This is a genomic window from Thermorhabdus hydrogeniformans, assembly GCF_049310025.1.
Lineage (GTDB): Bacteria > Bacillota > Thermosediminibacteria > Thermosediminibacterales > Tepidanaerobacteraceae > JBJYKD01.
The window spans coordinates 27,259-53,370 of sequence record NZ_JBJYKD010000003.1 but is presented as its reverse complement, the minus strand read 5'-3'; the positions used below and the strand labels follow the sequence as shown (position 1 = coordinate 53,370).

At 48.0% G+C, this 26,112-nt stretch carries 27 protein-coding genes and 1 other RNA gene; 2 read left to right on the top strand and 26 right to left on the bottom strand.

Annotated features, from left to right (window positions below):
- Positions 1 to 3 precede the first annotated feature (3 nt).
- Both folP and folK read left to right on the top strand, forming a co-directional pair.
- Positions 4 to 1,218 (top strand): dihydropteroate synthase, encoded by a 1,215-nt coding sequence (gene folP, locus ACKX14_RS02105; RefSeq protein WP_422444182.1) that lies wholly within the window; start codon positions 4 to 6, stop codon positions 1,216 to 1,218.
- Complete coding sequence (gene folK, locus ACKX14_RS02100; protein ID WP_422444180.1) at positions 1,182 to 1,682, top strand: 2-amino-4-hydroxy-6-hydroxymethyldihydropteridine diphosphokinase; 501 nt, start codon at positions 1,182 to 1,184, stop codon at positions 1,680 to 1,682. Before folP ends, folK begins: the two co-directional genes overlap by 37 nt.
- 11 nt (positions 1,683 to 1,693) lie before the next feature.
- On the opposite strand, the gene rnpB is transcribed toward folK, so the two are convergent.
- The 26 genes from rnpB to ACKX14_RS01970 all read right to left on the bottom strand — a co-directional run bounded on the left by rnpB (position 1,694) and on the right by ACKX14_RS01970 (position 26,102).
- An RNA gene (gene rnpB, locus ACKX14_RS02095) (RNase P RNA component class A) lies at positions 1,694 to 2,114 on the bottom strand.
- A 135-nt stretch (positions 2,115 to 2,249) separates the two neighbouring features.
- Entirely contained in the window at positions 2,250 to 2,678 is a 429-nt protein-coding gene (locus ACKX14_RS02090) for a ribonuclease HI family protein (protein ID WP_422444178.1), read from the bottom strand.
- A 19-nt stretch (positions 2,679 to 2,697) separates the two neighbouring features.
- The gene (locus ACKX14_RS02085; RefSeq protein ID WP_422444176.1) at positions 2,698 to 3,405 is read right to left on the bottom strand and encodes a zinc ribbon domain-containing protein; all 708 of its coding nucleotides are present in this window, start codon (positions 3,403 to 3,405) and stop codon (positions 2,698 to 2,700) included.
- Positions 3,406 to 3,455: 50 nt separating this feature from the next.
- Positions 3,456 to 4,568, bottom strand: coding sequence for a Nif3-like dinuclear metal center hexameric protein (locus ACKX14_RS02080; protein ID WP_422444174.1), 1,113 nt, complete (start codon positions 4,566 to 4,568; stop codon positions 3,456 to 3,458).
- Positions 4,565 to 5,248 carry a tRNA (adenine(22)-N(1))-methyltransferase gene (locus tag ACKX14_RS02075; RefSeq protein ID WP_422444171.1) on the bottom strand — a complete coding sequence of 228 codons (684 nt, stop codon included), beginning with the start codon at positions 5,246 to 5,248 and terminating at the stop codon, positions 4,565 to 4,567. Before ACKX14_RS02075 ends, ACKX14_RS02080 begins: the two co-directional genes overlap by 4 nt.
- A gap of 130 nt (positions 5,249 to 5,378) precedes the next feature.
- Positions 5,379 to 6,506, bottom strand: coding sequence for an RNA polymerase sigma factor RpoD (gene rpoD, locus ACKX14_RS02070; RefSeq protein ID WP_422444169.1), 1,128 nt, complete (start codon positions 6,504 to 6,506; stop codon positions 5,379 to 5,381).
- On the bottom strand, positions 6,506 to 8,332 hold the full coding sequence (dnaG, locus tag ACKX14_RS02065) for a DNA primase (protein ID WP_422444167.1): 1,827 nt from the start codon (positions 8,330 to 8,332) through the stop codon (positions 6,506 to 6,508). Before dnaG ends, rpoD begins: the two co-directional genes overlap by 1 nt.
- Before the next feature lie 168 nt (positions 8,333 to 8,500).
- Positions 8,501 to 9,502, bottom strand: coding sequence for a deoxyguanosinetriphosphate triphosphohydrolase (locus tag ACKX14_RS02060; protein ID WP_422444165.1), 1,002 nt, complete (start codon positions 9,500 to 9,502; stop codon positions 8,501 to 8,503).
- Between the two features lie 184 nt (positions 9,503 to 9,686).
- Positions 9,687 to 12,332, bottom strand: coding sequence for a pyruvate, phosphate dikinase (gene ppdK / locus ACKX14_RS02055; protein ID WP_422444163.1), 2,646 nt, complete (start codon positions 12,330 to 12,332; stop codon positions 9,687 to 9,689).
- 1 nt (position 12,333) lies between these two features.
- Positions 12,334 to 13,188: a pyruvate, water dikinase regulatory protein gene (locus ACKX14_RS02050; protein ID WP_422444161.1), complete on the bottom strand. Its 855-nt coding sequence runs from the start codon at positions 13,186 to 13,188 to the stop codon at positions 12,334 to 12,336.
- Positions 13,175 to 13,807 carry a transcriptional regulator CcpN gene (ccpN, locus tag ACKX14_RS02045; protein ID WP_422444393.1) on the bottom strand — a complete coding sequence of 211 codons (633 nt, stop codon included), beginning with the start codon at positions 13,805 to 13,807 and terminating at the stop codon, positions 13,175 to 13,177. The genes ACKX14_RS02050 and ccpN overlap by 14 nt, the downstream gene beginning before the upstream one ends.
- Before the next feature lie 92 nt (positions 13,808 to 13,899).
- On the bottom strand, positions 13,900 to 14,496 hold the full coding sequence (locus tag ACKX14_RS02040; RefSeq protein ID WP_422444159.1) for a stage II sporulation protein M: 597 nt from the start codon (positions 14,494 to 14,496) through the stop codon (positions 13,900 to 13,902).
- Positions 14,497 to 14,519: 23 nt separating this feature from the next.
- Positions 14,520 to 15,290, bottom strand: coding sequence for a DNA repair protein RecO (gene recO, locus ACKX14_RS02035; protein ID WP_422444156.1), 771 nt, complete (start codon positions 15,288 to 15,290; stop codon positions 14,520 to 14,522).
- A gap of 5 nt (positions 15,291 to 15,295) precedes the next feature.
- Positions 15,296 to 16,366 carry a DUF3048 domain-containing protein gene (locus tag ACKX14_RS02030; protein ID WP_422444154.1) on the bottom strand — a complete coding sequence of 357 codons (1,071 nt, stop codon included), beginning with the start codon at positions 16,364 to 16,366 and terminating at the stop codon, positions 15,296 to 15,298.
- A complete protein-coding gene (locus ACKX14_RS02025; RefSeq protein WP_422444152.1) occupies positions 16,353 to 17,000 on the bottom strand; it encodes a DUF502 domain-containing protein in 648 nt (215 codons plus the stop codon). Before ACKX14_RS02025 ends, ACKX14_RS02030 begins: the two co-directional genes overlap by 14 nt.
- 1 nt (position 17,001) lies before the next feature.
- A complete protein-coding gene (ybeY, locus tag ACKX14_RS02020) occupies positions 17,002 to 17,484 on the bottom strand; it encodes an rRNA maturation RNase YbeY (RefSeq protein WP_422444150.1) in 483 nt (160 codons plus the stop codon).
- A complete protein-coding gene (locus ACKX14_RS02015; protein WP_422444148.1) occupies positions 17,477 to 19,564 on the bottom strand; it encodes an HD family phosphohydrolase in 2,088 nt (695 codons plus the stop codon). Before ACKX14_RS02015 ends, ybeY begins: the two co-directional genes overlap by 8 nt.
- A gap of 11 nt (positions 19,565 to 19,575) precedes the next feature.
- Positions 19,576 to 20,553, bottom strand: coding sequence for a PhoH family protein (locus ACKX14_RS02010; RefSeq protein ID WP_422444146.1), 978 nt, complete (start codon positions 20,551 to 20,553; stop codon positions 19,576 to 19,578).
- A 15-nt stretch (positions 20,554 to 20,568) separates the two neighbouring features.
- Positions 20,569 to 21,777: a sporulation protein YqfD gene (gene yqfD, locus ACKX14_RS02005; RefSeq protein ID WP_422444144.1), complete on the bottom strand. Its 1,209-nt coding sequence runs from the start codon at positions 21,775 to 21,777 to the stop codon at positions 20,569 to 20,571.
- Positions 21,778 to 21,791: 14 nt separating this feature from the next.
- Positions 21,792 to 22,061 carry a sporulation protein YqfC gene (gene yqfC, locus ACKX14_RS02000; RefSeq protein WP_422444142.1) on the bottom strand — a complete coding sequence of 90 codons (270 nt, stop codon included), beginning with the start codon at positions 22,059 to 22,061 and terminating at the stop codon, positions 21,792 to 21,794.
- A 99-nt stretch (positions 22,062 to 22,160) separates the two neighbouring features.
- On the bottom strand, positions 22,161 to 22,652 hold the full coding sequence (locus ACKX14_RS01995; RefSeq protein ID WP_422444140.1) for a hypothetical protein: 492 nt from the start codon (positions 22,650 to 22,652) through the stop codon (positions 22,161 to 22,163).
- A gap of 5 nt (positions 22,653 to 22,657) precedes the next feature.
- A complete protein-coding gene (gene floA / locus ACKX14_RS01990; RefSeq protein WP_422444138.1) occupies positions 22,658 to 23,656 on the bottom strand; it encodes a flotillin-like protein FloA in 999 nt (332 codons plus the stop codon).
- On the bottom strand, positions 23,656 to 24,963 hold the full coding sequence (locus tag ACKX14_RS01985; RefSeq protein ID WP_422444136.1) for an NfeD family protein: 1,308 nt from the start codon (positions 24,961 to 24,963) through the stop codon (positions 23,656 to 23,658). The genes floA and ACKX14_RS01985 overlap by 1 nt, the downstream gene beginning before the upstream one ends.
- 60 nt (positions 24,964 to 25,023) lie before the next feature.
- Positions 25,024 to 25,467 (bottom strand): GatB/YqeY domain-containing protein, encoded by a 444-nt coding sequence (locus ACKX14_RS01980; RefSeq protein ID WP_422444134.1) that lies wholly within the window; start codon positions 25,465 to 25,467, stop codon positions 25,024 to 25,026.
- A gap of 18 nt (positions 25,468 to 25,485) precedes the next feature.
- Positions 25,486 to 25,662, bottom strand: coding sequence for a 30S ribosomal protein S21 (gene rpsU / locus ACKX14_RS01975; RefSeq protein WP_422444132.1), 177 nt, complete (start codon positions 25,660 to 25,662; stop codon positions 25,486 to 25,488).
- Positions 25,663 to 25,760: 98 nt separating this feature from the next.
- Entirely contained in the window at positions 25,761 to 26,102 is a 342-nt protein-coding gene (locus ACKX14_RS01970; RefSeq protein WP_422444130.1) for a histidine triad nucleotide-binding protein, read from the bottom strand.
- Between the last annotated feature and the right edge of the window lie 10 nt (positions 26,103 to 26,112).

The window sequence follows — 26,112 nt, the reverse complement described above, 5'->3', positions numbered from 1 at the left end:
AAGATGTTGATAGAGCTGAGCCAGGAATTTTTAAAGGCAGAGATGAAAAAGGTCAACGCTCACCCGGCTTCATTTCCCATCTTTAAAAAAAAGTGCCGGATAATTCCGCTCAAACTTTACGGGGTGCCTTCTCCAGCCGCCAATATCCTGAAACAGGAGATGTTGGGCCTTGGCGGCGATGCGGTGGTCCATAAAAACGCCGTGGACTGCAAGGTGCCCGAATCGGATGTTATACTTCTGGGGACCGAGAAGCATTATAAAGCTCTGATGGATAAACTCGAAAAAATGCCCTACTTCGGGCTTAAAGCCGTCGGAAACGACTTAAAGCGCTATTTTGAAACAAAAAAAGTCGATTTTATTGAAAGCCCCTGGCACAGGAAACTCATTTTCGACCGAACCCTCATAATGGGCATCATAAACGCCACCCCCGACTCCTTCTATGAAAATTCGAGAAAGCAAAGAGCTGAAGAGGCCCTGAAGGCTGCGGCGGAGATGATTGAAAACGGTGCGGACATAATAGATATAGGCGGTCTTTCAACCCGCCCCGGATCGGAGCCGGTAGGCGAAGAGGAAGAACTAAAAAGGGTGATGCCGGTAATTAAGATCATCAGGGAAAACTTTCCTCAAGTTCCCATATCGGTGGATACATACAGGGCCAGTGTTGCGAAAATGGCCCTGGAAGCCGGAGTGGATATTATAAACGACATAAGCGGACTCTCGTTTGATGAGCACCTTGTGGATGTCGTGGCTGAATTTGACGCTCCTCTGATACTGATGCACATCAAGGGGACTCCTGCCACAATGCAGCAAAACCCGTATTACGAAGATGTGATCAAAGAATTAATCGGGTATTTTCTGGAGAGGATGGAATTTGCTGTCTCACGCCAGGTTAATCCCCGCAAGATAATCCTCGATCCGGGCATAGGTTTTGCAAAAAGGTATCAAGATAACCTCGAGATACTGGCAAGGCTTGAAGAATTTAAAAGCCTCAAAAAGCCGCTCCTCATCGGAGCCTCCAGAAAATCTTTTATTGGAAAGGCCCTGGGGGGCCTGCCGGCGGATGAGAGGCTGGAAGGCACCCTTGCGGTCACCGCCCTGTGTGCCTTGAAAGGAGTCGATATTGTAAGAGTGCACGACGTAAAGGAAAACCGGCGGATTATCAACGTGCTGGAGATGATAAAATGGCAAGGGTGTTCATCGCCCTCGGCAGTAATTTAGGGGACAGAAAAAAAAATATTCTTGAGGCCGTTTGGAGGATGGAGCAGCAAAAGGGGATAAAAATACTGAAGCTATCTAGCATAATCGAAACCGAACCCTATGGTTACAAGGAACAGAATAAATTTTTGAACGGAGCATGTCTTGTGGAAACAGAGCTTTCACCCCGCGAGCTCCTGACCGCCCTGCTTGAAATCGAAAATGCGATGGGAAGAGAAAGAACGATACACTGGGGCCCGAGAAATATAGATCTCGATATAATATTTTATGAAAATTTTGTAATAGATGAAGAGGAATTAAAGGTACCACACCCCGACGTCCATAACAGGATTTTCGTGATGGGGCCCATCGCGCAAATCGCTCCGGATTTCGTACACCCCGTTCTGAAAAAAAGCGCAGCGGAAATTTTTAACGAGCTTGCGGAAAAGGAATTAAACAAACAAAAAACTCAAGGCCTCGCGCCTTGAGTTTTGCGCTTTTAACGAGTAGGTCTATAAGCCGAGTTCTGTCGAGGATGGTCATCTATCTCGGATGCCAGTTGCCTGACACCTCTAGCGACCTTACCCGGGAGCACGGCGGGCCACCGTATACGCTCCCCTATTTGGTCTTGCTCCAGGTGGGGTTTACATAGCCGGAAAGTCGCCTTCCCGCTGGTGAGCTCTTACCTCACCTTTCCACCCTTACCCCCGGAAGCGGGCTCGTAAAGAGCCTCCTTTGATGTGGATGCGGGAAAAGACCCCGCTTTAAACTTCACACATCATGCTTCCCACCTTCCAAGGGGCGGTATATCTCTGTTGCACTATCCTTGAGGTCGCCCTCACTGGGTATTACCCAGCACCCTGCCCTGTGGAGCTCGGACTTTCCTCAAGCTTTACGCTTGCGACCATCCGACCTACTCATTACTTTTTTCTATTTTCAACTGGACTTTCATTATAGCACAAAGAAATTGAATGTCAAGGGCTCAAACCAATGCTTTACCAATGCTTTGTACAGGAGCTTGCTTTATCAACATAATTATAAGGGCTTTTATAACATCATAATATATCAATTTCCTGCTCATCAAGGGCTTCATTGATCCCCTGGTTCGCCAGTTCGTCCGCCCTTTTATTCTGCTCTCTTCGAACATGTCTTATACTGTACTGTCTAAATTCTTTTAACAGCTCACCGGCTTCCTTATGCAAAGGCTTAATCCCTTCATTTTTAACCTGGTATTCCCCGTTTAACTGTTTTACCATGAGCTCGCTGTCGGAGACGATCTCGATCACCTCATAGCCCATTTCCACGGCTTCCTTAAGCGCGGTAATGAGGGCGGTATATTCGGCTATATTGTTCGTGGTCTGGCCGATGTATTCAGCTATTTCTCTTACAACATTCCCATTTTCATCTACAAAGACAATTCCAATGCCGGCATCACCGGGGTTGCCCCGGGAAGCTCCATCGGTATACGCTGTAATCTTTTTCATAAGACCTCCTTAGGAAAATTTAAATAAGTATTCTCCCGCAACTTTCACAGTAAACTATTTTCTCGCAACGGTTCACCTCCTGGGCTACCATGACCGAAACATCCATCCTGCATCCGCTGCATTTTCCGTTATGGATATGGGCAACAGGATCCTTTTTTTGTTTTTTGATCTTTTCAAATTTGTCCAATAGCTCTGAAGGAATCTTCTTTGACAATTCTTCCTTTTCCATCATTACTTTCTTTAATTCATCACTTATTTTATCAATTTCCTGTTTTGTTTTCAATCGCTCCCTGTCGAATTCTCTCTTAATTTTCATTATATTTTCTTTATCCCCGGCGAGTGTCTTTTTCAGATCCTCCATCTCTTCCATAAGTTTCAATGCATTTTCATCGATCTCCAAGGCCTTTCTCCTGGCGATACACTGTTTTTCCTGCAGCCTTTTCAGTTCTCTAACAGACCGTATTTCCCCGCTGTATATTCTCTTTTCCAGTTGCTGAATTTCCTCATCCATTTCTCTGGATTTAAGCTCTGCCAGAGCCAGTTCTTTTTTTAACACGGTATACCTTTCATTTTTTCGGTTATAAAGTTCTTCCAGACTCTCTACGGCTCTTTTTAACTCGCACAGCCGCTTTTTACCCGCGTGATTCTTCAGCTCCATCTCCAGTTTTTCCTGCAGTCTTTGCGCCTCCTGCAGCTGAAAAAGCATGTTCAACTGGTCGGCAAGCATTTTCACCCCTCCTTTTTCTTAATAAAAAAGAGAATAGGAGTCACCTATTCTCATAAAATCCTGAAAGGATCTTGGGCTGGATATATTTTTATCTCTATTTTTTCGCCCAAAAGGGCTGTTTCTCTGGCCAAAAAGTCGGCGAGCACCCCCATCATGAGATTTTCCGTAGAAAAATGCCCCGCATCGACAACGGCAAGACCTAAAGCCTTTGCTTCTTCTGCGTCGTGGTATTTCACGTCTCCGGTGACAAAAACGTCCGCTCCCGAAAAAGCCGCCGCAGAGACCAGATCACCTCCGGCTCCGCCGCACAGGGCCACCTTTGACACCTCTCTGGATAAGTCCCCAACCACTCGTAAAAATCCGGCCCCCAGTTTGCGTTTTAACACCTCGCAAAAATCCCTCAAACTCATTGAATTCTTCAGATACCCGAGGCGTCCGAGACCAAAGGTCCCGCCGGCGTTTTCCAGCGGATAGATGTCGTAGGCTACCTCCTCATAAGGATGAACCCTGAGCATGGCACTTATGACCTTTTTTACCAGGCTCTCGGGAACGACTGTTTCAATCCTTGTTTCTTCCACCCGCTCCAGCCTGCCCGCTTTTCCTATAAAAGGATTTGTTCCCTCCAGGGGTTTAAAAGTGCCCACGCCTTCCACATTAAAACTGCAGTGACTGTAATTGCCTATAAAGCCTGCCCCCGCGTCCCCCATGGCGGTTCTCACGGCTTCTTCGTATCCTCGGGGCACAAATACCACTATTTTTTTCAATGCCTCCCGTTCCGTTTCCTTTAACACGCTCACGTTCTCCAACTCCAGAACCCTCGCCAGCAGGTCGTTTACTCCCTCCTGCGCCACATCCAGATTGGTATGAGCCGAGTAGACCGCAATATCGTGCTTTACGGCCCTGTAAATAATTTTACCGGAAGGCAAATCCCATCTCAGGGATTTCAAAGGCTTAAACAAAAGGGGGTGGTGGGACACCACCATGTCAAAGCCGTTGTCCGCAGCGTAATCTATCACCTCCGGTGTCACCGTCAACGCAAGCAAAATTTTTGAAATCTTTTTTGAAAAGTCCCCCAGCGCCAGCCCCGGACTATCCCATTCCAGCGCCAGTCTTTTCGGAGCGAGTTTCTCTATTATTTGCGCAACGGTCTGACAGGAAATCATGTGATGACCTCCCTTAAGATATTCAACTCTTTTTGATACTTTTCCAGAGCCGCCCGGCCCGCTTCTGTCTCCATTTTTTTTAAAAGTTCTATCAGACTTTCAAGTCTTGAAATCCTCTCTTTTATATAATCGGTGACTGTGGAGTTTTTTTGCAGGCGCAATACCGGCCCCACCACAACATCGATTTCATCATAGCGGCCCTGACAAGCCTTTCTTGCCACCAGCACCTCGTAGAACCTTTTTCCTTCGGCAATCACATTTTCATTTTCTATTTTAAACCCCATTTGAAATAGTTCTCTTCGCAAGTTCGCCTGGTTCCTCATGGGCTGAAGTATCAAAAAATCCAGCGAAAGGGCCACTTCTCTTGATTCCTTTATGATCTCTATGATGGCCTCGCCGCCCATTCCTGATATTACGGCGGTTCTTGCCTCACCGGGGCTTATGGGTTTAAGCCCAGCCCCCAGGCGAAGTTCTATTACTTTTTGAAGGCCGGCTTTTTTTATATTTTCAAGCGCCTTTTTGTACGGCCCGCACCTTATTTCGGTGGCGATGACTTTCGGGCTTATCCCTTTTGTTATCAGGTATATGGGAAGATGTGCATGATCGGTCCCTATATCCGCCACCACATGCCCCTTTGGAACCAGTGAAGCAACAGTTTGAAGTCTTTTTCCCAACTCCATCTCTCGACCTCTTACCAGCCCGTATATGAATTTGCCATTTGAAAAAAGAAAATGGTAAACACATTCGTATGATTTAATTAAAGGAAACCACGTATATAAAAAAGTGGAGACACAGCCCCACTGAATAAAACTACTCGAGAAAATCCTTCAGCTTTTTGCTCCTGCTGGGATGGCGAAGCTTTCTCAAAGCCTTGGCTTCAATTTGGCGGATCCTCTCCCGGGTGACTCCAAATACCTGACCAACTTCTTCCAGAGTTCTGGGTTTGCCGTCGTCCAGGCCAAACCTCAGCCTTAAAACTTTTTCCTCTCTCGGCGTAAGAGTTTCCAAAACATCCTCCAGCTGTTCTTTTAAAAGCAGGTAGGCCGCGGCGTCGGCCGGAGCCTGAGCGTCCTCGTCGGGGATGAAGTCCCCCAGGTGACTATCTTCTTCCTCACCAATGGGCGTCTCCAGCGAGACCGGTTCCTGCGCTATCTTCATTATTTCGCGCACCTTTTCCACCGGTATTTCCATCTCTTCGGCAATTTCCTCCGGCAAAGGTTCACGCCCCAATTCCTGCAGGAGCTGCCTTGACACCCTTATGAGCTTGTTTATTGTTTCCACCATATGGACAGGAATGCGTATGGTCCTGGCCTGGTCGGCGATGGCCCTGGTAATTGCCTGTCTTATCCACCAGGTGGCATACGTGCTGAACTTATATCCCTTTCGATAATCGAATTTTTCAACGGCCTTGATGAGGCCCAGATTGCCTTCCTGAATGAGGTCTAAAAAAAGCATTCCCCTTCCCACGTATTTCTTTGCAATGCTTACCACCAGCCTCAAATTGGCCTCCGCCAGCCGCCTTTTTGCCTCCTTGTCACCTTTTTCTATCCGCTTGGCCAGTTCAATTTCCTCTTCCGCGGAAAGCAAAGGCACCTTGCCTATTTCTTTTAAGTACATCCTGACGGGATCGTCTATCGCAACACCCTCGGGGACCGAAAGATCTATTTCCTCTTCGGGAATTTCTTCCAGTGAAACTTCTTCAGGAATGTCGTCGGCATCGTTGATTACCTCAATGCCCATCTCTTCAAAGGACTCGTAGATTTTGTCGATCTGGTCTACATCGAGGTCTTCGATGTCTTCGAGAGTATCCATAATTTCTTTATAGGTAAGCACGCCGTTTCTCTTGCCCTTTTCAATGAGTTCCTTTACCGCTTTCATTTTATCGCCCTGCGGTTTCTTTTCATTTTCCCTGCCAGACGGATTTTTTTCTTTTGCCATCATATTCCCCCCTTCCCTGGAGTTAAATATGCCTTTAATTGATTCATTTCGGATTTAAGCTTCTGGTAAGTGTTCAAAAGATTTATGGTCTCCTCTCTTTCACCGACGGTCTCCGCCTTTTTTATTTGTTCGCGCACCTGTCTTATGGCAACTTTTAGATAGCCCTCTTTGACTTTCCTTATCAGGGAATCTATCATGTCATCATTCTGAAATTCCACTTTTTCCACGAGAATTTTTGAAAGTTCCGCGGCACTCTCGTCATCCAGATAGTTGAACAAGTCCGAAACCGTTACGTTCTGGCCCCTGTTTATGATCTCAAAAACCACCTGGGCGATTTTTCTGGTATTTTTACCGATAAAATGTGCCGGAACAAGATCTTTTATTATTTTTCTTCTGGCAATTTCATTTTCAATCAGCAGTTTTAAGATATCCCTCTCTGCTTTATAAAAGCCCTTTACTGGTAATATTTTGCTAAATTCTTTATTATTATCCCTTGTTTGCCTGTTTTTATACTTAAATCCAGTGTCTGGAAATTCTCTCTTCTTTATTTCATCCTTTATGGTTTTAGCCGGGATATTTAATTCTTCTGCAAGTTTCTGGACATATACCTCCCTTTCCAGTTCGTCTTTCAGCACCGACAAAATCTCTACGGATTTCTTTAAAAATCGCAACTTGCCGTCGGGAGTCTTGATATCCAGACCATTCCTGGCCAGGTCAAGTTTGAAACTCACCAGGTCGATGGCTTTTGTCAATTGCTCCTGGAAGGCTTTCCTCCCCCTGAGGCGAATAAACTCGTCGGGGTCCTTACCCTCGGGCAGCCGGAGGATCTTGACCCTCAAGCCCTCCCTGGCAAGTATGTCCATCCCTCTCAGTGTCGCGGCCTGGCCTGCGCTGTCGGCATCATAAGCCAGGACCACTCCTTTTGAGAACCTTTTCAACGTATTTGCCTGTTCCCCGGTCAGAGCTGTGCCCAGAGAAGCCACTGTCTGGGTAAATCCGCTTTGATGAAGTGAAATGCAATCCATATAGCCTTCGACCACTATAACATCCAGTTCGGGGTCTTTTTTTATCTTCGACAGGGCATAGAGGTTTTTGCCCTTGGAAAAAACAGGTGTTTCCGGCGAATTTAAATACTTGGGTTCGCCGTGGTCTATCACCCTTCCCCCGAACCCGATAATATTTCTGGCCGAATCCTCTATAGGAAAAATAATTCTGTCTCTAAATCTATCGTAATATCCGCTGTTATCCTTTCTCGGTATAACCAGGCCCGCCTTTTCGAGGTGGCTCACCTCCAGCCCCCTCGACCTCGCAAACCTGATTAATCCGTCCCAAGCCGGTAACGCATAGCCAAGGTAAAAGGCTTCAATGGTATCGGCCGTAACTCCCCTCTCATCAAGATACCGAAGTGCCCGCCGGCCCTCTGCGGTGTTTAGCAAATTGTGATGAAAAAACTCCGCAGCCATGCGATTGACCTGTAGAAGGCAGAGCCTTTCCCTGAATTTCTCGGACATCTCATGGTCGAGTTTGCCCGGCAGCTTTATACCCAGTCTTTCCGCCAGCCATCTTACGGCTTCCGGAAAACTCAGGTTCTCCTTTTTCATTAAAAAAGTATACACATTTCCGCCTATGCCGCATCCAAAACAGTAAAACAGCTGCTTTCCCGGGCTTACGTTAAACGAAGGAGTTTTTTCCGAATGAAAAGGGCAAAGACCTACATAATTTTCGCCGCGTTTTTGCAGAGAAACGTACTCCGAAACAATTTCTACGATATCCGCTCTTGATTGAATTTCCCTGATTATCTCATCAGAATATAACCCCACCCGCATCACCCGGCTTAAAAAAAATCTCCCCGGCCTTTAAAAGAGGAGTCCAGTTCAAAGCCTTAAATTACGATAAAAAGCTTCTTCTCCTCCCATTTATTTTTCCATACACATTATTCTACGTTAATATCTAATATTCCTTCTTTTTACGCGCAAAATTGTTGACAATTTTTTTCATAGGACCGCCCAGGAAGATGGCATGAACAGCTCTTTAAACTTGGCCAGGGCGAAACTGTCGGTCATGCCAGCAATATAGTCGCATACTCCCCTTTCAATTCCCTCCTTTTCAGCAATTTTGTTAAACTCCGGAGGTAAAAAATCAGGGTGGTCCATAAAATATTGAAAAAGAAGTTTCAACATGATCTTCGCTTTTTTCTCCTGAGCCTTGGCGCTGGAACCTACGTACACCTTTTTAAACATGAACTCCCTGAGACCGGCGGTCGCCTCATACACCCTTTGGCTCATTTTTACAAAGGGTTTATCAATGCTCTCCATAATTACATCTTTTATCATGGTATCTATCCGGTCGGCATGCGTTTTGCCCAGAATTTGTATAATGTCGGCCGGCAGGTCGTCCGGTTCAAGTATGCCGGCCCTTAGCGCATCATCGATATCGTGGTTTATATATGCGATCCAGTCCGAAATCCTTACCGCCTGGCCTTCAAGGGTTTGGGGGCTGCCCCTGCTGGTGTGATTCAATATTCCATCCCGCACTTCCCAGGTTAAATTAAGCCCTTTGCCCTGTTCCAGGACATCAACCACCCGCAGGCTTTGCTCTTCGTGTCTGAAGCCCGCTTTCATCAGCCCGTTTAAGACATCCTCCCCCGTGTGACCGAAGGGCGTATGCCCCAGGTCGTGGCCCAGGGCTATGGCTTCGGTCAGGTCTTCATTTAACCGCAGGGCTCTTGCTATCGTCCTCGCTATTTGCGCCACTTCCAGTGTATGAGTGAGTCTGGTCCTGTAGTGATCCCCTTCCGGGGATATGAACACCTGGGTTTTGTGCTTCAGCCGTCTGAAAGCCTTTGAATGGAGAATCCTGTCCCTATCTCTTTGAAAATCGGTCCTCACGCTGCATTTTTCCTCAGGAACCCGCCTGCCCTTACTTTGCGAACTTAAGACCGCATACGGGGAAAGGTTCTTCCTTTCCAATTCCTCGGTTCTTTCTCTAAAATTCATTTAAGACCATCCCCCGTTTAAATTTCATATATTTATTCTATACTTTTTTTATTTTTCCTCTCTCCTCTGTAGTTTTTATATTTCGCACCCCAAAAATCAGGAGCGCCCAAAATTTGAGTGCACGCTGCTCTCAACCGCATGCATCCACAATTAAAAAAGAGGCGGTATTCGCCTCTTTATCTAATTACTTTATCTTTTCTTTCAGTTGAGCCTGGGCGGCGGCGAGCCTTGCCACGGGCACTCTGTAAGGAGAACAGCTTACGTAGTTTAACCCGATCATGTGGCAGAATTCTACCGAGCTGGGCTCTCCCCCGTGCTCGCCGCAAATACCTACAAGAAGATCCGGGTTCACTTCACGGCCGGATTTTACCGCCATCTTCATCAAGGCCCCAACACCTTTTCTGTCAAGGACGATGAAAGGATCCTCCGTCAGTATTTTTTCATTTATGTAATGGGGCAGGAATTTCGCTTCCGCATCGTCCCTGCTGAAACCAAAAGTGGTCTGGGTCAGGTCGTTGGTCCCAAAGGAGAAGAAATCCGCATGTTTTGCTATCTCGTCGGCGGTGACGCAGGCTCTTGGGATTTCAATCATCGTTCCGATCCTGTAGGGAACATTTATGCCTTCCTCCTCCATAACGGCTGCGGCGGTTTTCTCCACCAGTTCCCTCATTACTTTGAGCTCATTTTCATGGCCCACCAGCGGGATCTCCACTTCAGGTTCCACTTTTACGCCTCGTTTTGCAAGTTTACAGGCGGCCTTAAATATGGCCCTCACCTGCATGGCGTATATCTCCGGATACATGAGCCCCAGGCGGCATCCTCTCAATCCCAGCATCGGGTTAAATTCGCTTAAAGCCCTGACTTTTTTCAGCATTTCCTGTTTCTTTTGAAGCTCTTTTGTATTTCCACCGGCCTTTAATTCCGCAATCTCGGTGATAAGCTCCTCGGCGTTGGGCAGAAATTCATGCAGAGGCGGGTCCAGAAGCCTTATGGTAACGGGCAGACCTTCCATGGCTTCCAGTATGCCTTCAAAATCTTCCTGCTGGAAGGGCAGCAGCCTTGCCAGCGCCTTTTCTCTTTCTTCTTTGGTTTCGGCCATAATCATCTCCTGGACCACCGGCAACCGGTCCTGAGCCATGAACATGTGCTCGGTCCTGCAGAGACCTATACCCTCGGCGCCGAATTCCCTGGCCGCTTTGGCGTCAAGCGGTGTATCCGCATTGGCCCTGACGGAAAGCCTTCTCACTTCGTCGGCCCATTTTAAGAGCTCCTTAAATTCTTCGGATAACACCGGGTCTATCATCGGCACGTCGCCCAGCATGACCTGCCCGGTGGCGCCGTCAATGGTTATTACGTCACCTTTTTTGACGACCAGATTCCCCACCGTAAATTCTTCTTTTTCCGGATCGATTCTTATAGCGTCGCATCCGCATACGCATGGCTTGCCCATGCCGCGCGCCACCACCGCTGCGTGGCTTGTCATTCCACCCCGGCTGGTTAGCACTCCCTGGGCCATAACTATGCCGTGAATGTCATCGGGCGTCGTCTCGGTCCTCACCAGGATGACCTTCTGGCCCTGGGACCCAAGGGCTTCTGCCTCATCGGGGTCAAAGACCACATGGCCCGAACCTGCTCCGGGGGACGCGGGCAAGCCCTTGGCTATAATCTCCACTTTGGCATCGGGGTCTATTCTCCTGTGAAGGAGCGACACCACCTGGTCCGGCGAGACCCGCAGCAGTGCCTCTTCCTTGCTTATGAGGCCTTCCTTCACCATGTCCACCGCGATTTTAACGGCTGCCTGGGCGGTCCGCTTGCCGCTACGGGTCTGGAGCATATAAAGCCTTCCGTTTTCAACGGTGAATTCTATATCCTGCATGTCCCTGTAATGATTTTCCAGAAGCTTGCATACGTTGGTAAATTGCTCATACACTTCCGGCATGACGCTTTCAAGTTCGGAAATGTTCTTCGGCGTCCTTATGCCGGCCACCACATCCTCACCCTGCGCGTTCAAGAGGAACTCGCCGTAGACCTTTTTCTCGCCGGTGGATGGATTTCTCGTAAAAGCCACGCCCGTCCCGGAATCGTCTCCCTTGTTGCCGAAGACCATGGTCTGAACATTGACGGCGGTTCCCAGTGTGTCCGGAATCTTATTTATCCTCCTGTATACTTTGGCCCTCTGGTTGTTCCAGGATTTAAAAACGGCTTCGACAGCCATCAACAGCTGCTCCTTCGGATCCTGCGGGAAATCTCTGTCTATTTCTTCCTTTATCATCTCTTTATAAGACCTGATGACTTCCTTCCAGTCGGAAGCCTCCAGTTCTGTGTCAAGGGTAACATTTTTCTTCTGTTTAACGGAATCTATGATGGCTTCGAACTTGTCATGTTCAATGCCGAGCACCACATTTCCAAACATCTGGATAAAACGGCGGTAGCTGTCATAGGCAAAACGCTCGTTTCCGGTAACTCCGGCAAGCCCCTGCACGCTCTGGTCGTTGAGACCCAAATTTAAAATGGTATCCATCATGCCGGGCATCGAGATAACCGCCCCGGATCTGACCGACACCAGCAAGGGGTCCCGGGGGTCGCCGAGCTTTTTGCCCATGTCCTTTTCCAGATTTTCCAATGCCTCAAAGATCTGAGCCAGTATTTCGTCGGAGATTTTCTCACCCTCTTCGTAATAGCGCAGGCAAGCTTCGGTGGTAACCGTAAATCCCATGGGCACCGGCAACCCGATGTGCACCATCTCGGCCAGGTTTGCTCCCTTACCGCCGAGAAGGCTTTTCATTTCTGCTCTTCCTTCTTTGAAACTGTAGACGTATTTTTTAGCCATGTCAATCTTCTCCTTTCCTTATTATTTCCAATACTCTGGTGGCTATCTCTTCCACCGCCTTATTTGAAACGTCAATCCTTGGGCAGCCGATTTTTTTCATTATGCCTTCGGCGTATTCTATCTCTTTCATAATTCTATCAAGGCTGGCGTAACTTGCATCTGAGCTTAATCCGAGTGCTTTTAACCTCTCCTGCCGGATTTCGTTTAACTTTTCAGGGCTTATGGTAAGGCCTATGACGGTCCTGGGCGGAAGTTGAAACAATTCCTCCGGGGGAGCAACTTCGGGCACCAGCGGCAGATTGGCAACCTTCAACCGCTTGTGAGCCAAATACAGCGCCAGGGGGGTTTTGGACGTCCTCGAGACTCCTATAAGCACCACATCGGCCCGGGCAAGGCCGCGCGGGTCCTTTCCGTCGTCGTACTTTACCGCAAATTCAATGGCTTCCATCTTCCTGAAGTAATCTTCATCTATTCTATGTACAAGGCCGGGTTCCAGTCGGGGCTTAAAATCCGTTATTTTAGAAAGGGTTTCCATCATCGGCCCCATCAGATCCACGATGGGTATATTATTCTCATGCGCCAGGTCCACAAGATAGCGCCTGACTTCCGGCAAAACGATGGTGCACACTATGGCGCAGTTTTCAATATACTTTGCCTCTTCAATGACCTCTCTGGCATATTCCTTATCGGTGACGTAGGGTACTCTCCTGATATCCACATGGCCCGAATTGAATTGAATCATGGCGGCTCTGGTTACGAGTTCCGCGGTTTCCCCAATAGAGTCGGAAACCGCATAAACCACAGGGTTGTTCTTTTTTTCTTCTATCTTATTCCCCTCCTTTCTAATTTTTGCCAAGCTCCACAAAAAGCTTGGTAATCGTTGTTTTGGTAACTTTTCCTATCACTTTATATCTTATTTTGCCCTGATCCTCTTCGGGTTTTACCACCGGCAACGCATCCACCTGGTGATCAACTATTTTGCAAGCCGCATCATAGGCGCTTTCTTCAGGCATGACCGTCACAAGATTGGGCATCCGGGTCATAATTATCCCCACCGGGATTTTATGTATATCCGCATTGCCTATGGCTATTTTTAGCAGGTCTTTTCGGGAAATCAGCCCGACGAGATTACCGTCATCCTGGACCACAAAAAGAGTTCCGACATCTTCCAGAAAGAGTGTCACTATTGCATCATATACGGAAGTTTCTTCTTTTATGACCACCGGCACCGCTTTTATTTCATCCACCTTTATGCTCTGTATTTTTTCCGCCACAATGTTTCTCGTATTTTTGCCAGCATAAAAATACCCCACCCTGGGTCGCGCGTCCAGGATACCGGACATGGTCAGTATTGATAGGTCAGGCCTCAAGGCTGCCCTTGTCAAATTAAGCTTTTCGGCTATCTGCTCACTGGTGATGGGCTCGTGTTTTTTTACAATATCCACAATCAAAGCCTGCCTCGGCGTTAATTCTATTTGCCCTCACTCCCTTCAATAGGCAGTTATATTTAATATTACTACATCAATGAAAAAAGTTCCTCTTTTTTTACAAATATTTAACAAAAAATCTATATAAAGAATTTTGCGATGTGCGGGGTGATTACGGCTTCGATGAAGGCGGCCACGAAGAGAACGGGAACCAGCAAGGTCAGGGCGAATACGCTTTTTTGAAGGTTTTCCCTAAGCAAAGCCAGTCGATTTTGACTCCGGGGAAAAATAAGGTCGACACCCGTCTTAAGCCCAAAGGCGCCCCCCACCAGTATGGCGGGCAATTCGAGTATTCCGTGGGGCGCTGTCGCCGCGAGGAAAAACGCCAGAGTCTTTCCGTGGTAAAAATTCATGGCCATAACAAGACCTACCGCAAATCCGTTTAACAAAATGTAAAAAAATGGCACCGTTCCAAAGGCCGCTCCGCCGAACATTATTAAAAGCAGGGCTTTAATATTGTTTTGAAATATCAAACCCGTTACATATATTCTGCTCGATTTCGTCATGGCCCTCCCTATTTTCAAAATATTCCCCAACAATTTTTCCAGGTTTGAAAGGACAAATTGAGGATTATGCCAGAAAACAAAATATCCCGATAAGGCACCCAGAATAAATAACGTCAACGCAAAAGCGATATATTTATTTTTCCCTTTAAAGGCTTCCCATATAACTTCCATTTCAGTTCACCCCGCAATTTTTCTTAAACAGTGCTTTGATCGCCGGCTTTAAGGTTGTTAATATCGTCTATAAACTGAATTGTTTTGAGCTTGCGATCCAGATGATGCAGCACAAAAGGACGCATGGCGCTTTTCAGTTGCTTCTTGACGTCTTCTTCAACATTTGAAGTTATTAAACTTTCATAGGTCTCTTTTAACATTTTTTTCATGGCTTCCAGGGCGGCCGGCGCCAGGAAAAGGGCTTTTTCGTCTTTTTTAAGGCATTTCCGGCAGAGAATACCCCCGAGTTGAGGACTGAATCGCACCACACCCGAGGGCGCGCCCCCGCAGCTTACACACCTTTGTATTTCCGGTGCAAATCCCTGAATGGCCATTAACTTTATCTCAAAAATGCGGCTGAACAGTTCCAGGTCTTCCCACTCCTGCATGACGTACAGCGTCTTTAAAAAAAACCTGAAAAGTTCCTGGTTTTTATCCTCCAGCGGGGTGGAAGCCCTGAGCAGTTCGGCGAAATACAGCCCGTAAGCCATGAGGTCTAAATTTCCTCGAATTCTGTAAAAAGACTCTTTAATCTCACACTGGCTTACGATGTCCAGATTCCTCCCTTCCATGAGCAGAAAGCTGCTGTAAGAAAAAAGCTGCGTCCCCCCCACCAGTCTGTTCCTCGGCCGGCGAACGCCCCTGGCTACGGCGTGTATTTTGCCCCGCTGGGGCGATAGGAGGGTCAGTATTTTGTCCGCTTCTCCCAGATCTCTGTATCCCAAAACTATGGCTTCAGTCCTGTACAATCCCATTTAGCTCACCGCTCTTTTTCTATTTCAAATTTCCCCCACTGGGGCATTACCTGAATCCACGTATTGCCTGGATTTATTCTGAGCTCCGTCCCGTCGGCCAGGGTGTACTTTGTCCTTCCGACCCTACTTCCCTTTTGCCAGCGTATCTCTGTAAAAAACCCCTCGCTTATATAGTATCCCTTGCCTGAACCCGTTGTCTTTATATCCATCCGCCCCACTTCGTCGATCACTTTGCTATCCGCAAACTGCACTATGATATTCTTGACTAAAAGAGTTTCGCCTGTCCTCCTGTCGGTATGGGGCTTCCCGTTTATAAAACGCTTATAAACCTTTCGCGATGGATCGTATGCATAGCCGACGTAATAATTGTTAAAGTATTTTAGATTAAAACTTCTCAATTCTTGCCCATTCGACGGCGTGCTTTCATCGGTAAAGTTCCACACCTTAAGCCTTGTCGTTTTTAAAAAACCGCGTTTTTCGGATGTCTTCAATATCCTTTCGGTGCTTGTATATGCGTTATGGGGCTTGCTCCTCGATTTATCCCTCCAGAATGTAACCCCATCGTAAATGCCGTCTATGGCATCTACGTTCAACTTCTTCAAATCCGCATACGCCTGAGGGCTTGCGCCGTAGTGTACGTAAATCCCGTCGTATTCCGTGGCATAATCGACAAAATACGGTCTGGCGCTGCGGACCGGCCCTATCTCCTCGCACTGCTTACCCAAATAAATGGCCAGAAATCTGGTAATGCCTCCTTCGGCCAGGATTTCGTAGACAACGTCGGCTTTATCCAATCCCGACTGGGGTCTTGCACCGGCCTCGTTTTCCACCATAACCGCCATGGGCCTTCGATTCTCGAATTCCGCATCCATGTCAAGGCCGGTCAGGGGGTTTTTTACCATGGACGCCGGCGGCTCACCGGTTTCCCGCTGTTTTTCGTTGACACCTGCCGGAGCGCTGCCATCTAATTTTTCGTCCCCGGTTTGAACACCGCTTTCCTTTTTGCCGCAACCGGCAGGCATAATCAGCATCAAAGCCGTCAATATCAGTAAAATCCAGCGGTTATTCCGCATCATTCTCCCCCTCTTCCCCGACAATGTTGATTTTTTTATCGCCTACCAGTCCTCCCGATATAATAAGCTTTATCCCCTCTTCGGCAGAAATGGATAAAAAGTTTACATCCTCCTCGGGGAATATGAGAAGTATTCCCGATGTTGGATTGGGAGTAGTTGGGACAAAAACCGATAAAAGCCTTCTGTCCTTCACAATAAACTCCCCGGTGACAAAACCCAGGGCATAGCAGTCCTTCCTTGGATATTCCACCATCACCACTTTTGTAAAAGCCATCTTATTGGCATATAAAAAGGCGTCTACGATCTGCTTTATGGTGGTGTATATGGTGTTAACCAGGGGAATTTTAGAGACTATCGTCTCTGCAAAGCCTATCATTTTTTTCCCCAGGAAATTGGTGGCCAAAAATCCGGAAACTAAAATAATCACCAGTGTAAAGAGCACGCCGGACCCCGGAACCGAAACTCCGAAAAATGCCTTGAAAAATCCGCCCAGGAACCCGTCGACGAATTTAAAAAGCCAGTACAGTATGTACAGGGTGGCTGTGATGGGTAGCAGCACGATTATGCCCGTTAAAAAATAATTTCTTAGCTTTTTATACACTCTTTCACCCCGCCGCCATGAATCAAACCCGCCCATTTTAAAATTCTCCTCTTGTAAGGTCAAAAGCCTTTAAAATCTGTTCTTCCTTCTGCCTCATGATTCGTTTTTCTTCTTCGATTTCATGGTCGTACCCCAAAAGGTGAAGGGTTCCGTGCACCGCTAGATAGGCCAACTCCCTTTCGAAAGAATGGCCAAATTCCTCCGCCTGCCTTTTGGCCCGCTCCACGGAAATGACAATATCGCCCAGAAGCCTCTCCGCTTCCGGTACCCCGTCAAATTCTTCTCCCGCAACTTTTTCTCCCATGGCAAAGGAAAGCACATCCGTCGGGGCATCCTTTGACCGGTAAGTTTTATTCAGTTGTTGTATATACTCATCATCCACAAGAGCGAGACTCACTTCGACGTCTTCGGGAGCGTTTTCCCCGGCAAGCGCAAATGCCACAACCTCCCTGAGGAGCTTTTCCGTGCTCCCGCCCACATCGATTTTATCCTGCAAATTGCTTATGAGTATGTCAGGCATCTTTTGTTCCCCTTCTTTCCAGTTCTTTTAACTTGTCCGGGTATTCAATGCGGGTATGAAATATTCCCGTCAGCACCCTGGAAAAGGCTGCTGCTATCCGGTCCAGGTCCTTCAGAGTCAAATCGCTTTCATCCAGCTGGCCGTCTGCCAGCTTGTCTTTAATGATCTGGCGTATGAGGCCATCGATCTTGCCGGGCGTCGGCCTTGACATGGACCTGACCGCCGCCTCTACGGAATCGGCCAGCATGACGATGGCCACCTCCCTGGTCTGGGGTTTGGGCCCGTCATACCTGAAGCCGTCCTCGTCGAGCCTGTTTTCGCCGGAATTTTCACCGGCCTTTTTATAAAAATACGATAACAGGGTTGTCCCGTGGTGCTGGGCTATGAAATCCTGTATGCTCAAAGGCAGGCGGTACTCCCTGGCAATCTCCACCCCGTCTTTTACGTGGGAAGTAATTATAAGGGAACTCAATGATGGATTTAATTTGTCATGGGGGTTGTCTGCAGTCAGCTGGTTTTCTATGAAAAAGTAAGGCCGTTTCAGCTTTCCTATATCATGGTAATTGGCGCCCACCCGGGCTAGCAAAGGATCGGCGCCCACCGCTTCGGCGGCGGCCTGCGCCAGATTGCCGACGATTATGGAGTGATGATAGGTGCCCGGAGCGTCGATCATGAGCTTCCTTAAAAGGGGCTGGTTCGGATTCGAAAGCTCCAATAATTTTATGGAGGTGGTAATTCCAAAAACGCTTTCCAAAAAGGGCAGTGTACCGATGGCCAGTACAGAGGACAAAATCCCGTTGATTATACCCCATGGAATCTGCCTCATTGTATCCCAAAGCGAATTGTTGTTCAAAAGCCCCAGTGCGAATATCAGCACGAAATTAACGGCGCTTATTATTCCGCCGGCTTTGGTCAGGTCGGATCTCTGGGCGACTTTAACGGTGCAAAACACACCCGTTACGGCTCCTAAAAAGGCCACCAGGGAATGGGTGAAGTCGTTGCCGAGCATGACCCCGATAACAATGTCCATTACAAAACTTGAAATTAAAGCCACGGAAGGGCTTATCAAAATGGAAATCAGCATGCTGCCGGCGGCCAGCGGGATCATGTAATTTGAGATGGTTTTTACACCAAGAGAAATGACAAGTGTTGCCAGGATGATCAAAGCCATCAGGGACAGGTACATATTATTGAAGGCCAGTTTCCTGTGGTAAAAATATATTGAAAAAAAGAGAATCCCCTCCAGGATTCCAACCAGGAGCATGGTCCCAAGCATAAAACTAAAATTGGACACCCTGTCTTGGGCCAGCAGCCCCAGTTCTTTTAACAGCTCCATGTGCTCACTGGTGATGGTGGTCCCTTTTTCTATCAATATTTGATTTTTGGTTATTTTGACGGGTTCCACCGCATTCATGGCTTCCTGCTGCTGCCGTTCGGTGGCTTCACGGTCGTAAACCATATTATATCTAATAACCGAAAAGGCAATATCCTCCCCGATGTTTTTCATTTCCTGCGGAATCTTTATGCTTTTAAATTCTTCGATTATATAGGTTTTCGCCCTGTCTATGGCGTCTTCTTTGACCCCGTCTTCCATAATTTTTTCCATAACGGCTTTTGTAATGGTTTCCAATTCCCTAAGGCCCGTATCATCCATCTTTATGGCGGAAAGATAGGTCTCTTCGGACAGATCCTTTGATATCAGTTTCTTTAAGGTTTCCACCTTTTCCCTATCGTCAAGGTAATCTCTCGACCGCACTTCTCTGATGGTTTGAAAGATGTGGGTTATATCGCTTTTTACTTCCAGCGTTATATTATGGTCAAGGGTATATTTTTTGGGCACGGCGTCGGCTGCTGCCTGCTGCAGCTTCCGGGTGGCTATAGTGTTTATGGCGTCTTTTCTCGCCACAATGTTCTCCTGTGCCACATCTCCCACTTTTATGTTGTATTTTTGTGGAATAGAACTTGCAAAAATCAGGATCGTCAGCGCAAAAAAGAAAAAAAGCCCCAGAGCCACCCTCTGGACCGTGCTGTTGTGCAGCAATTTGAATTTTTGCAGCTGGAAGCTTCTGTTTAGAGCCACAGAACCACTCCCTATTTTGAAGAGCGACTCTCTTCAAATTTCTCATAGGCTTTTATTATCCTCTGAACCACTTCATGGCGCACCACGTCTCTGTCATTCAGATAAATAAACTTTACTCCCTTCACTTCCCTCAATATTTCCCTGACCTCTTCCAGCCCGGAATAAACCCCTTTGGGAAGGTCTATCTGGGTAAGGTCTCCCGTTACAACCGCTTTCGACCCAAAACCCAGCCGTGTCAGGAACATCTTCATCTGTTCGGAAGTGGTGTTCTGGGCTTCATCAAGGATAATAAAGGAATCGTCCAGAGTTCTGCCCCTCATATAGGCCAGAGGCGCCACTTCTATCAGGCCCCTTTCCATGAAGCGCTGGAAGGACTCTATGCCCAGAATGTCGTAAAGAGCGTCGTATAACGGCCGAAGATACGGATCCACCTTATCCTGCAGGTCACCGGGCAAAAAGCCAAGCTTTTCTCCGGCCTCCACCGCAGGCCTTGTGAGTATTATGCGGCTGACCTCCTTTTCCTTAAAAGCCGTCACCGCCATGGCCATAGCAAGGTAAGTCTTACCCGTCCCGGCGGGGCCGATACCGAATACGATGTCGTTTTGCTTTATGGCCTGGATATATAGTTTCTGCCCGATGGTTTTGGGTTTTATGGGTTTGCCCCTGTGAGTAAAGCATATAACATCATCATATAAATCGGTGATCTTTTCTTCCTGCCCGTCTTTTGTCAGCCGCACAAAGTACTTTACTTCCGACGAGGTCAATTGATTTCCTCCTTTTAAAACCTCTATCAACCGGTTGAAAAGCCTTCTCACCGATTCCACATTTTCTCTGTCACCCAGTATGGTAATATCGCCGCCGCGGGTCAGAACTCTGACATTGAATTCTTCCTCTATAAACCTTACGTTTTCATCCCGGTTTCCAAACAAAAAGGCAAGGCTGTTGATGTTATCAACAGTCACTTTTGCCTCTGCCAGGTTCTCTCCCAATTTTTTTCCTCCCTGTCAATTGATTTGTCTTTCTTTGCCTATGTCTTCAATCACTTCTAATGTCATAGAGCCTATAACGGCTTTTTTATCGGCATCTACTGTGAAGTCCATCTTTTTTTGTGTAACATTAACGCCATCCGGAAGGGTGCCGAGCTGTTTTAAGAGCTCTCTTTCGGCTTCCTCTACCGCACCCTCCACTCCCAGAAATTCTTTTTTCTTTTCCACTTCCCTGTAAATGACGGTAATAAGCCTCACATCCCCGAGAAATCTCGGAAGCAGAAGCCTTTGGCCCGAAATCTCGGATTCGTACAGGGAAAATCCCACATCTCCCCATTGAAAACTCAATACGCGCTCTCCTATCTGAAGCTTGAAAGCTTTTTTTACATTGCCGGTATACTTATTTTCTATCTTCACCAGGGGGATTCTTACAACCTTCTGGTACCACACCCTGGCCTTTACAATGCCCCTGGCATGAACCAGCAGGGTGCCTGTCTCACCGTCCTCCTCCCCCCGGACCTGCCCGGGGTTAATGGCCACTCTTCCGGTAATCAAGACATCTCCCGCACTCACCGTATCCCCAGGCTTTACAAGGGGTTCACCTCTCAGCGCAATTATCTCTTCAATTATGCCGTCTTTTGAAGCTATTATATCACAAGGAATATTTTCTTCAAGTTCCGGGGGGAGTTCTTTTCTTACCAGTTCTACAACAACCCTGGAACCCCTGACATGTATCTGTGCCCATGCCACTTCTCTGTATTTGGCGAGAATCATGTCTGTATAGTTCTTTCTATCGATAGTGTATTTAAAAACGCCTTCCTTCAAGCCCCACCGTTCCAGGTCTTTTTTTACGGCCCCTTTGAGCTCGTCATCGCTCGTATCTATTTCCACACTCCAGACGAAGCACGACAGGAGATAAACCGCCGCCACGAACAGTATCGCACCCGCCAAGAGCATTTTTCTCTTTTTCAATCTATACGTCAAAAAGAAAAGGCCGACCCGCCGCAAAATAAAAATTCGGCAACGGGTTTTTCTCGCCAGAGGGTAAAGGGAGAAAAAGCCCTTTACGCTTATTTTGGCCGTCAAGGCTTCCCTTCCCTCTCTCCTGACATCCCAGAGGTAAAGGCCTTTTAAAGCCGCCTGGTTCAGAAGCCGTTCGCCGTATTCTCCCGTTATTTTTATAATAACATATCCCTGAAGATAATTCCAGAGTCTAATTAGCAGCACCCCTGTTCCCTCCGTCAATCCTCAAATTCTATGGCCTTTAACCGCCCCTCCACGGTGATTTCGTCCGCCACTATGGACTTTATAATCAGGTCATCGCCCTTTACACCCAGCACACCTACAGCGGTATTGATACGCACGTTCTCCGAATTGTATTCCACTATCCCCCTGTGGTTTTCTATAAAAACGGCAATTCGGCCGGTCACCACAATCCGGGGAAGGTCCAGGACTATATCTTTAGGCAGATCCAGGGCGTCCGAAATCCTGCGCTTTAAGTTGTCACCCATAATAAACACCTTCTACAAGCAATTAAAAATATCTCTCTAAAAAATTTATTCCACCCAAAACCTTTTAATTACAAAATAAAAAAGCCCGACAGAGCGGGCTTAATTTTTTTCCCCTAAAGACCTTGCCATTGATACGGCTCTGGGAGGCCCAAGGATCTCCATTAAAGCAAAACCCAAAAGCAAATTCTCCTTTTTTAAAAAACACTCCGGCGTAAAGGTTTCTTTCCGCAAAATTTCGCCGTCCTTCAGCCCAAAAGCTCCCCCCTCTCCATAAACCCCCTGCTCCTGCAGAGCGACGTCCGGCGGCATGTCTTCCGGGGACTTTTCAATTATTCCGGCAGGCGCGGGCATGCCGTCAGAGGTGAAGTTTTCCGGCCTGCCGGCATTGCCCGCACGGCTCTTGCGAAATTCGGATTTCAGCGGCCGGGGTGCATGTTCCATCCCTTTAAAAGCCGGCGGTTCAGTCAGATCCGGCACCTGCCTTTTTCTTTCTTCCCACTGTCTTCGGGATTTACGGGCCTCCAGTAAACCTTTCGCTACGGGCCCCAGGATGAATAAAATAAACAGCATAAGGAGGGTGTCAAAATTCATGTCAGTCACCTGCTCTTTTCTTGCTGACCGGGCTCATCCTTGGAGCCGAGTCTTGAAATTGCGTCCCTCATCTGAGTATCAGCCATGATGTTTTTCATGTTGTAGTAGTCCATCACTCCCAGCTTGCCCTGCCTAAGGGCCTCGGCCATGGCCTTGGGCACTTCGGCCTCCGCCTCCACCACCTTCGCCCTCATCTCCTGGACCATGGCTTTCATTTCTTGTTCCTTGGCCACCGCCATGGCCCTTCTCTCCTCGGCCTTCGCCTGGGCGATACGCTTGTCGGCTTCGGCCTGGTCCATCTGCAGCTGGGCGCCGATATTTCTTCCCACATCCACATCGGCTATGTCAATGGAAAGAATTTCAAATGCGGTGCCGGAATCCAGGCCTTTGTTGAGCACAGTGCGGGAGATGGAATCGGGGTTTTCCAGCACGGCTTTGTGGCTTTCGGCGGATCCCACCGTTGTCACAATACCCTCGCCGACCCTGGCAATGATGGTCTCTTCGCCGGCTCCACCTACCAGCCTGTCGATATTGGCCCTCACCGTTACCCTGGCCTTGGCTTTTACCTCTATGCCGTCTTTGGCCACCGCAGCCACCACCGGAGTTTCTATCACTTTCGGGTTTACGCTCATCTGGACGGCTTCGAGCACATTCCGCCCGGCAAGGTCTATGGCCGCCGCCCTTTCAAAGGTGAGGGGAATTTCCGCCCTCTGGGCGGCAATAAGGGCGTTGACCACCCTGTCAACATTGCCGCCCGCCAGGAAATGAGCTTCCAGCTTATTTACCCCCACATCCAGCCCGGCTTTTACCGCCTTTATAAGGGGGTTAACAATTTTAGCTGGCGGCACCCTTCTGAGCCTCATGCCGATTAAATTAAAAATACCTATCCTTACTCCGGCGGCCAGGGCCGAAATCCACAGGCCCAGTGGCACAAAACTCAAAATAACCGCCAGGGCAATAAATATGAGTACCAAAATCAGCAATAATCCAACCAACGCTCCCATCATTTATTCTCCTTTCCAAGTAACCTTACAGTAATTTTGCTCCCCTCCACCTTAACGGCGACCACAGGGGAACCCGCGGGGATAAACTCACCTTCTGTTACCACATCCAGCCTCCTGCCGTCAAAGTCCACAGCCCCAGCCGGGCGAAGCGGTGTGAGCGCAGTACCTTTTTTCCCCTGGTATATCGAAAGATCTTCATGAGACGCCACATACCCCTGGCTTTTATCCTGCTTCGTACCAAGAATGAGTCTGTCGAAGGCCGGCGTTTTAACGAGGTATCTGGCCACGAAATACATAATAAAGCCGCTGGCTATGACGGCAATAATAAGGGAAACGAGCGCCTGCCCTGGATCGGGAAAAGCAATGATAATGCTGCCGGCTATACAAATAATCCCCGCCAGCCCAAAAACCCCGAACCCCGGCACAAACGTCTCGATTGCCAGCAGCAGTATCCCCAGCACGAAGAGACCCGGGACCCAGTATTGCGCGGCTCCGGCCAGCAGGTTCCCGCCGAAAAACAGGCTGAAGGCGATGAGCCCTATGACTCCGGGGAATCCAAAGCCCGGGGTTAAAACTTCCGTGACGGCGCCGACGATGCCCACGGTGAGAAGCACGGGGGAAACGAAAGGGTTGGTGGCCAGCTGGGCTATCGTTTCCGCCAGGGTGGGCTTCGGTTCAATAACCCTGGCACCCCTTAACTCCTCCAAAGCGAGCAGTTCGGCCCTGTCCCGCGCCATTTTATCGGCGAGGCCCCATTCCAGCGCCTGACGGGCGGTTAGAGAAAGTATCTTGCCTTTTTCCTTCAGGCCTTCTATAACTGTATCGGAATCGGCCATGGCGGCCACTATTTCCCCGTTTCTTCCATTTCTTTCCGCCACATTTCTTAATATGGATGTCCAGTACGAAACATATTTTTCTTCCTTTGGCCTGGGTTCCGCGGCGCCAATGGTGGCCCCGGGGGCGACGACGACGGTTTTCGCCGAAATGGCCACCAGTACCCCCGCGGAAGTGGCTTCATCGTTAATGAAGCTTACGGTGCGAAGCTGAGAATTCAATATGGCGTCGCTTATTTGCCGGGCTGAGTAAATTTCACCTCCCGGTGTGTCGATCTCAAAGATGACGGCTCTGGCCTCTGCCCTTCGTGCTTCCACTATCCCCCTTTCGACGAATTTTGCAAGGCCTCTGTCTATCACGCCTTTAACGGGGATCACATACACGGCATCGCTTTGATTTTCCACGGCCGGTACATAAACACCGGCGATGAGAAAAAATAACACTGCCAGGAAAAAAATGCTTTTCGGTTTCATACCCTTGTCCCCACCTAATAATAAAGCTTGGCATCAAAAAGACACCAAGCTCTTTTGTTTTTATTGAAGCAGCTTTTTAACGATTGTATTTACCACCCTGCCATCAGCTCTGCCTTTAACCTTTGGCATGACGGCGTTCATGACCTTGCCCATATCCTTTAAACTGTTCGCGCCGATTTCAAAAATGGTCTGACGAACAATCTCTTCCACTTCGTCATCGGTTAATTGCTGAGGGAGGTAACTCAACAAAATGTCAATCTCTCGAGCCAAACTTTCAGCGACGTCTTTTTTCCCAAGCCGTTCGTATTCGGCCATATCATCCTTGCGCTTTTTTACTTCTCTGGACAAGACTTCTATGATTTCTCCGTCATCCAATTCATGCATTCTCTCTTTTTCGGCGTACAAAATAGCGGATTTGGCCATTCGGATCACCGAAAGCCTTTCCTTCTGACCTTCTTTGAGCGCTATTTTCATATCCCGGTTTAACACATCTTTCAGAGACACATCAATCTCTCCTCGGCATCAACGATATTTTCTCCGTCGGGCTGCTTCAGACTTTTTCTTCCTGCGCACACTTGGCTTTTCATAGTGTTCTCTTTTTCTGACTTCCGAAAGAACTCCGGCTCTCTGGCACTGACGCTTGAATCTTCTTAGTGCGCTGTCGAGCGTTTCGTTTTCCCCCACTCTTATTTCCGCCATCACTTACTCCCTCCCTCCGCTGCTCTTTCTACTGCACCGCTTATCTGTTAACTGATAAATATAATTAATTATAAAGCTAAACCCTTCCCGCGTCAACATCAACCTGGAGGCCATGTCATGAACCTGCCGCCCAGGAGGTGAAAATGCAGGTGATTCACGGTCTGCCCTCCGTCGTTCCCGGTATTGACCACCAGCCTGAAACCCTTACTATCTATATTATTTTGCCGGGCCAGGTTTTGTGCCGCTTTCACAATTTTACTTATAACATCTTCATTGCCAGCATTGATTTCCATTATGGATGCCACATGCTTTTTTGGGACGATCAGGAGATGGATGGGCGCCTGGGGGTTAATGTCTTTAAAGGCTATCACATCGTCATCTTCGTAAACTACACCGGCCGGTATTTCATGACCGGCAATCTTGCAGAATATGCAGTCCACGTCTTCCACC

Excerpts from the sequence above, each read along its gene's own strand:
- folP (WP_422444182.1), top strand. The coding sequence starts at position 4 with ATGTTGATAGAGCTGAGCCAGGAATTTTTAAAGGCAGAGATGAAAAAG.
- folK (WP_422444180.1), top strand. The coding sequence starts at position 1,182 with ATGGCAAGGGTGTTCATCGCCCTCGGCAGTAATTTAGGGGACAGAAAA.
- ACKX14_RS02090 (WP_422444178.1), bottom strand. The coding sequence starts at position 2,678 with ATGAAAAAGATTACAGCGTATACCGATGGAGCTTCCCGGGGCAACCCC.
- ACKX14_RS02085 (WP_422444176.1), bottom strand. The coding sequence starts at position 3,405 with ATGCTTGCCGACCAGTTGAACATGCTTTTTCAGCTGCAGGAGGCGCAA.
- ACKX14_RS02080 (WP_422444174.1), bottom strand. The coding sequence starts at position 4,568 with ATGATTTCCTGTCAGACCGTTGCGCAAATAATAGAGAAACTCGCTCCG.
- ACKX14_RS02075 (WP_422444171.1), bottom strand. The coding sequence starts at position 5,248 with ATGGAGTTGGGAAAAAGACTTCAAACTGTTGCTTCACTGGTTCCAAAG.
- rpoD (WP_422444169.1), bottom strand. The coding sequence starts at position 6,506 with ATGGCAAAAGAAAAAAATCCGTCTGGCAGGGAAAATGAAAAGAAACCG.
- dnaG (WP_422444167.1), bottom strand. The coding sequence starts at position 8,332 with ATGCGGGTGGGGTTATATTCTGATGAGATAATCAGGGAAATTCAATCA.
- ACKX14_RS02060 (WP_422444165.1), bottom strand. The coding sequence starts at position 9,502 with ATGAATTTTAGAGAAAGAACCGAGGAATTGGAAAGGAAGAACCTTTCC.
- ppdK (WP_422444163.1), bottom strand. The coding sequence starts at position 12,332 with ATGGCTAAAAAATACGTCTACAGTTTCAAAGAAGGAAGAGCAGAAATG.
- ACKX14_RS02040 (WP_422444159.1), bottom strand. The coding sequence starts at position 14,496 with ATGGAAGTTATATGGGAAGCCTTTAAAGGGAAAAATAAATATATCGCT.
- recO (WP_422444156.1), bottom strand. The coding sequence starts at position 15,290 with ATGGGATTGTACAGGACTGAAGCCATAGTTTTGGGATACAGAGATCTG.
- ACKX14_RS02030 (WP_422444154.1), bottom strand. The coding sequence starts at position 16,366 with ATGATGCGGAATAACCGCTGGATTTTACTGATATTGACGGCTTTGATG.
- ACKX14_RS02025 (WP_422444152.1), bottom strand. The coding sequence starts at position 17,000 with ATGGGCGGGTTTGATTCATGGCGGCGGGGTGAAAGAGTGTATAAAAAG.
- ybeY (WP_422444150.1), bottom strand. The coding sequence starts at position 17,484 with ATGCCTGACATACTCATAAGCAATTTGCAGGATAAAATCGATGTGGGC.
- yqfC (WP_422444142.1), bottom strand. The coding sequence starts at position 22,061 with ATGGGTGACAACTTAAAGCGCAGGATTTCGGACGCCCTGGATCTGCCT.
- ACKX14_RS01995 (WP_422444140.1), bottom strand. The coding sequence starts at position 22,652 with ATGAATTTTGACACCCTCCTTATGCTGTTTATTTTATTCATCCTGGGG.
- floA (WP_422444138.1), bottom strand. The coding sequence starts at position 23,656 with ATGGGAGCGTTGGTTGGATTATTGCTGATTTTGGTACTCATATTTATT.
- ACKX14_RS01985 (WP_422444136.1), bottom strand. The coding sequence starts at position 24,963 with ATGAAACCGAAAAGCATTTTTTTCCTGGCAGTGTTATTTTTTCTCATC.
- rpsU (WP_422444132.1), bottom strand. The coding sequence starts at position 25,662 with ATGGCGGAAATAAGAGTGGGGGAAAACGAAACGCTCGACAGCGCACTA.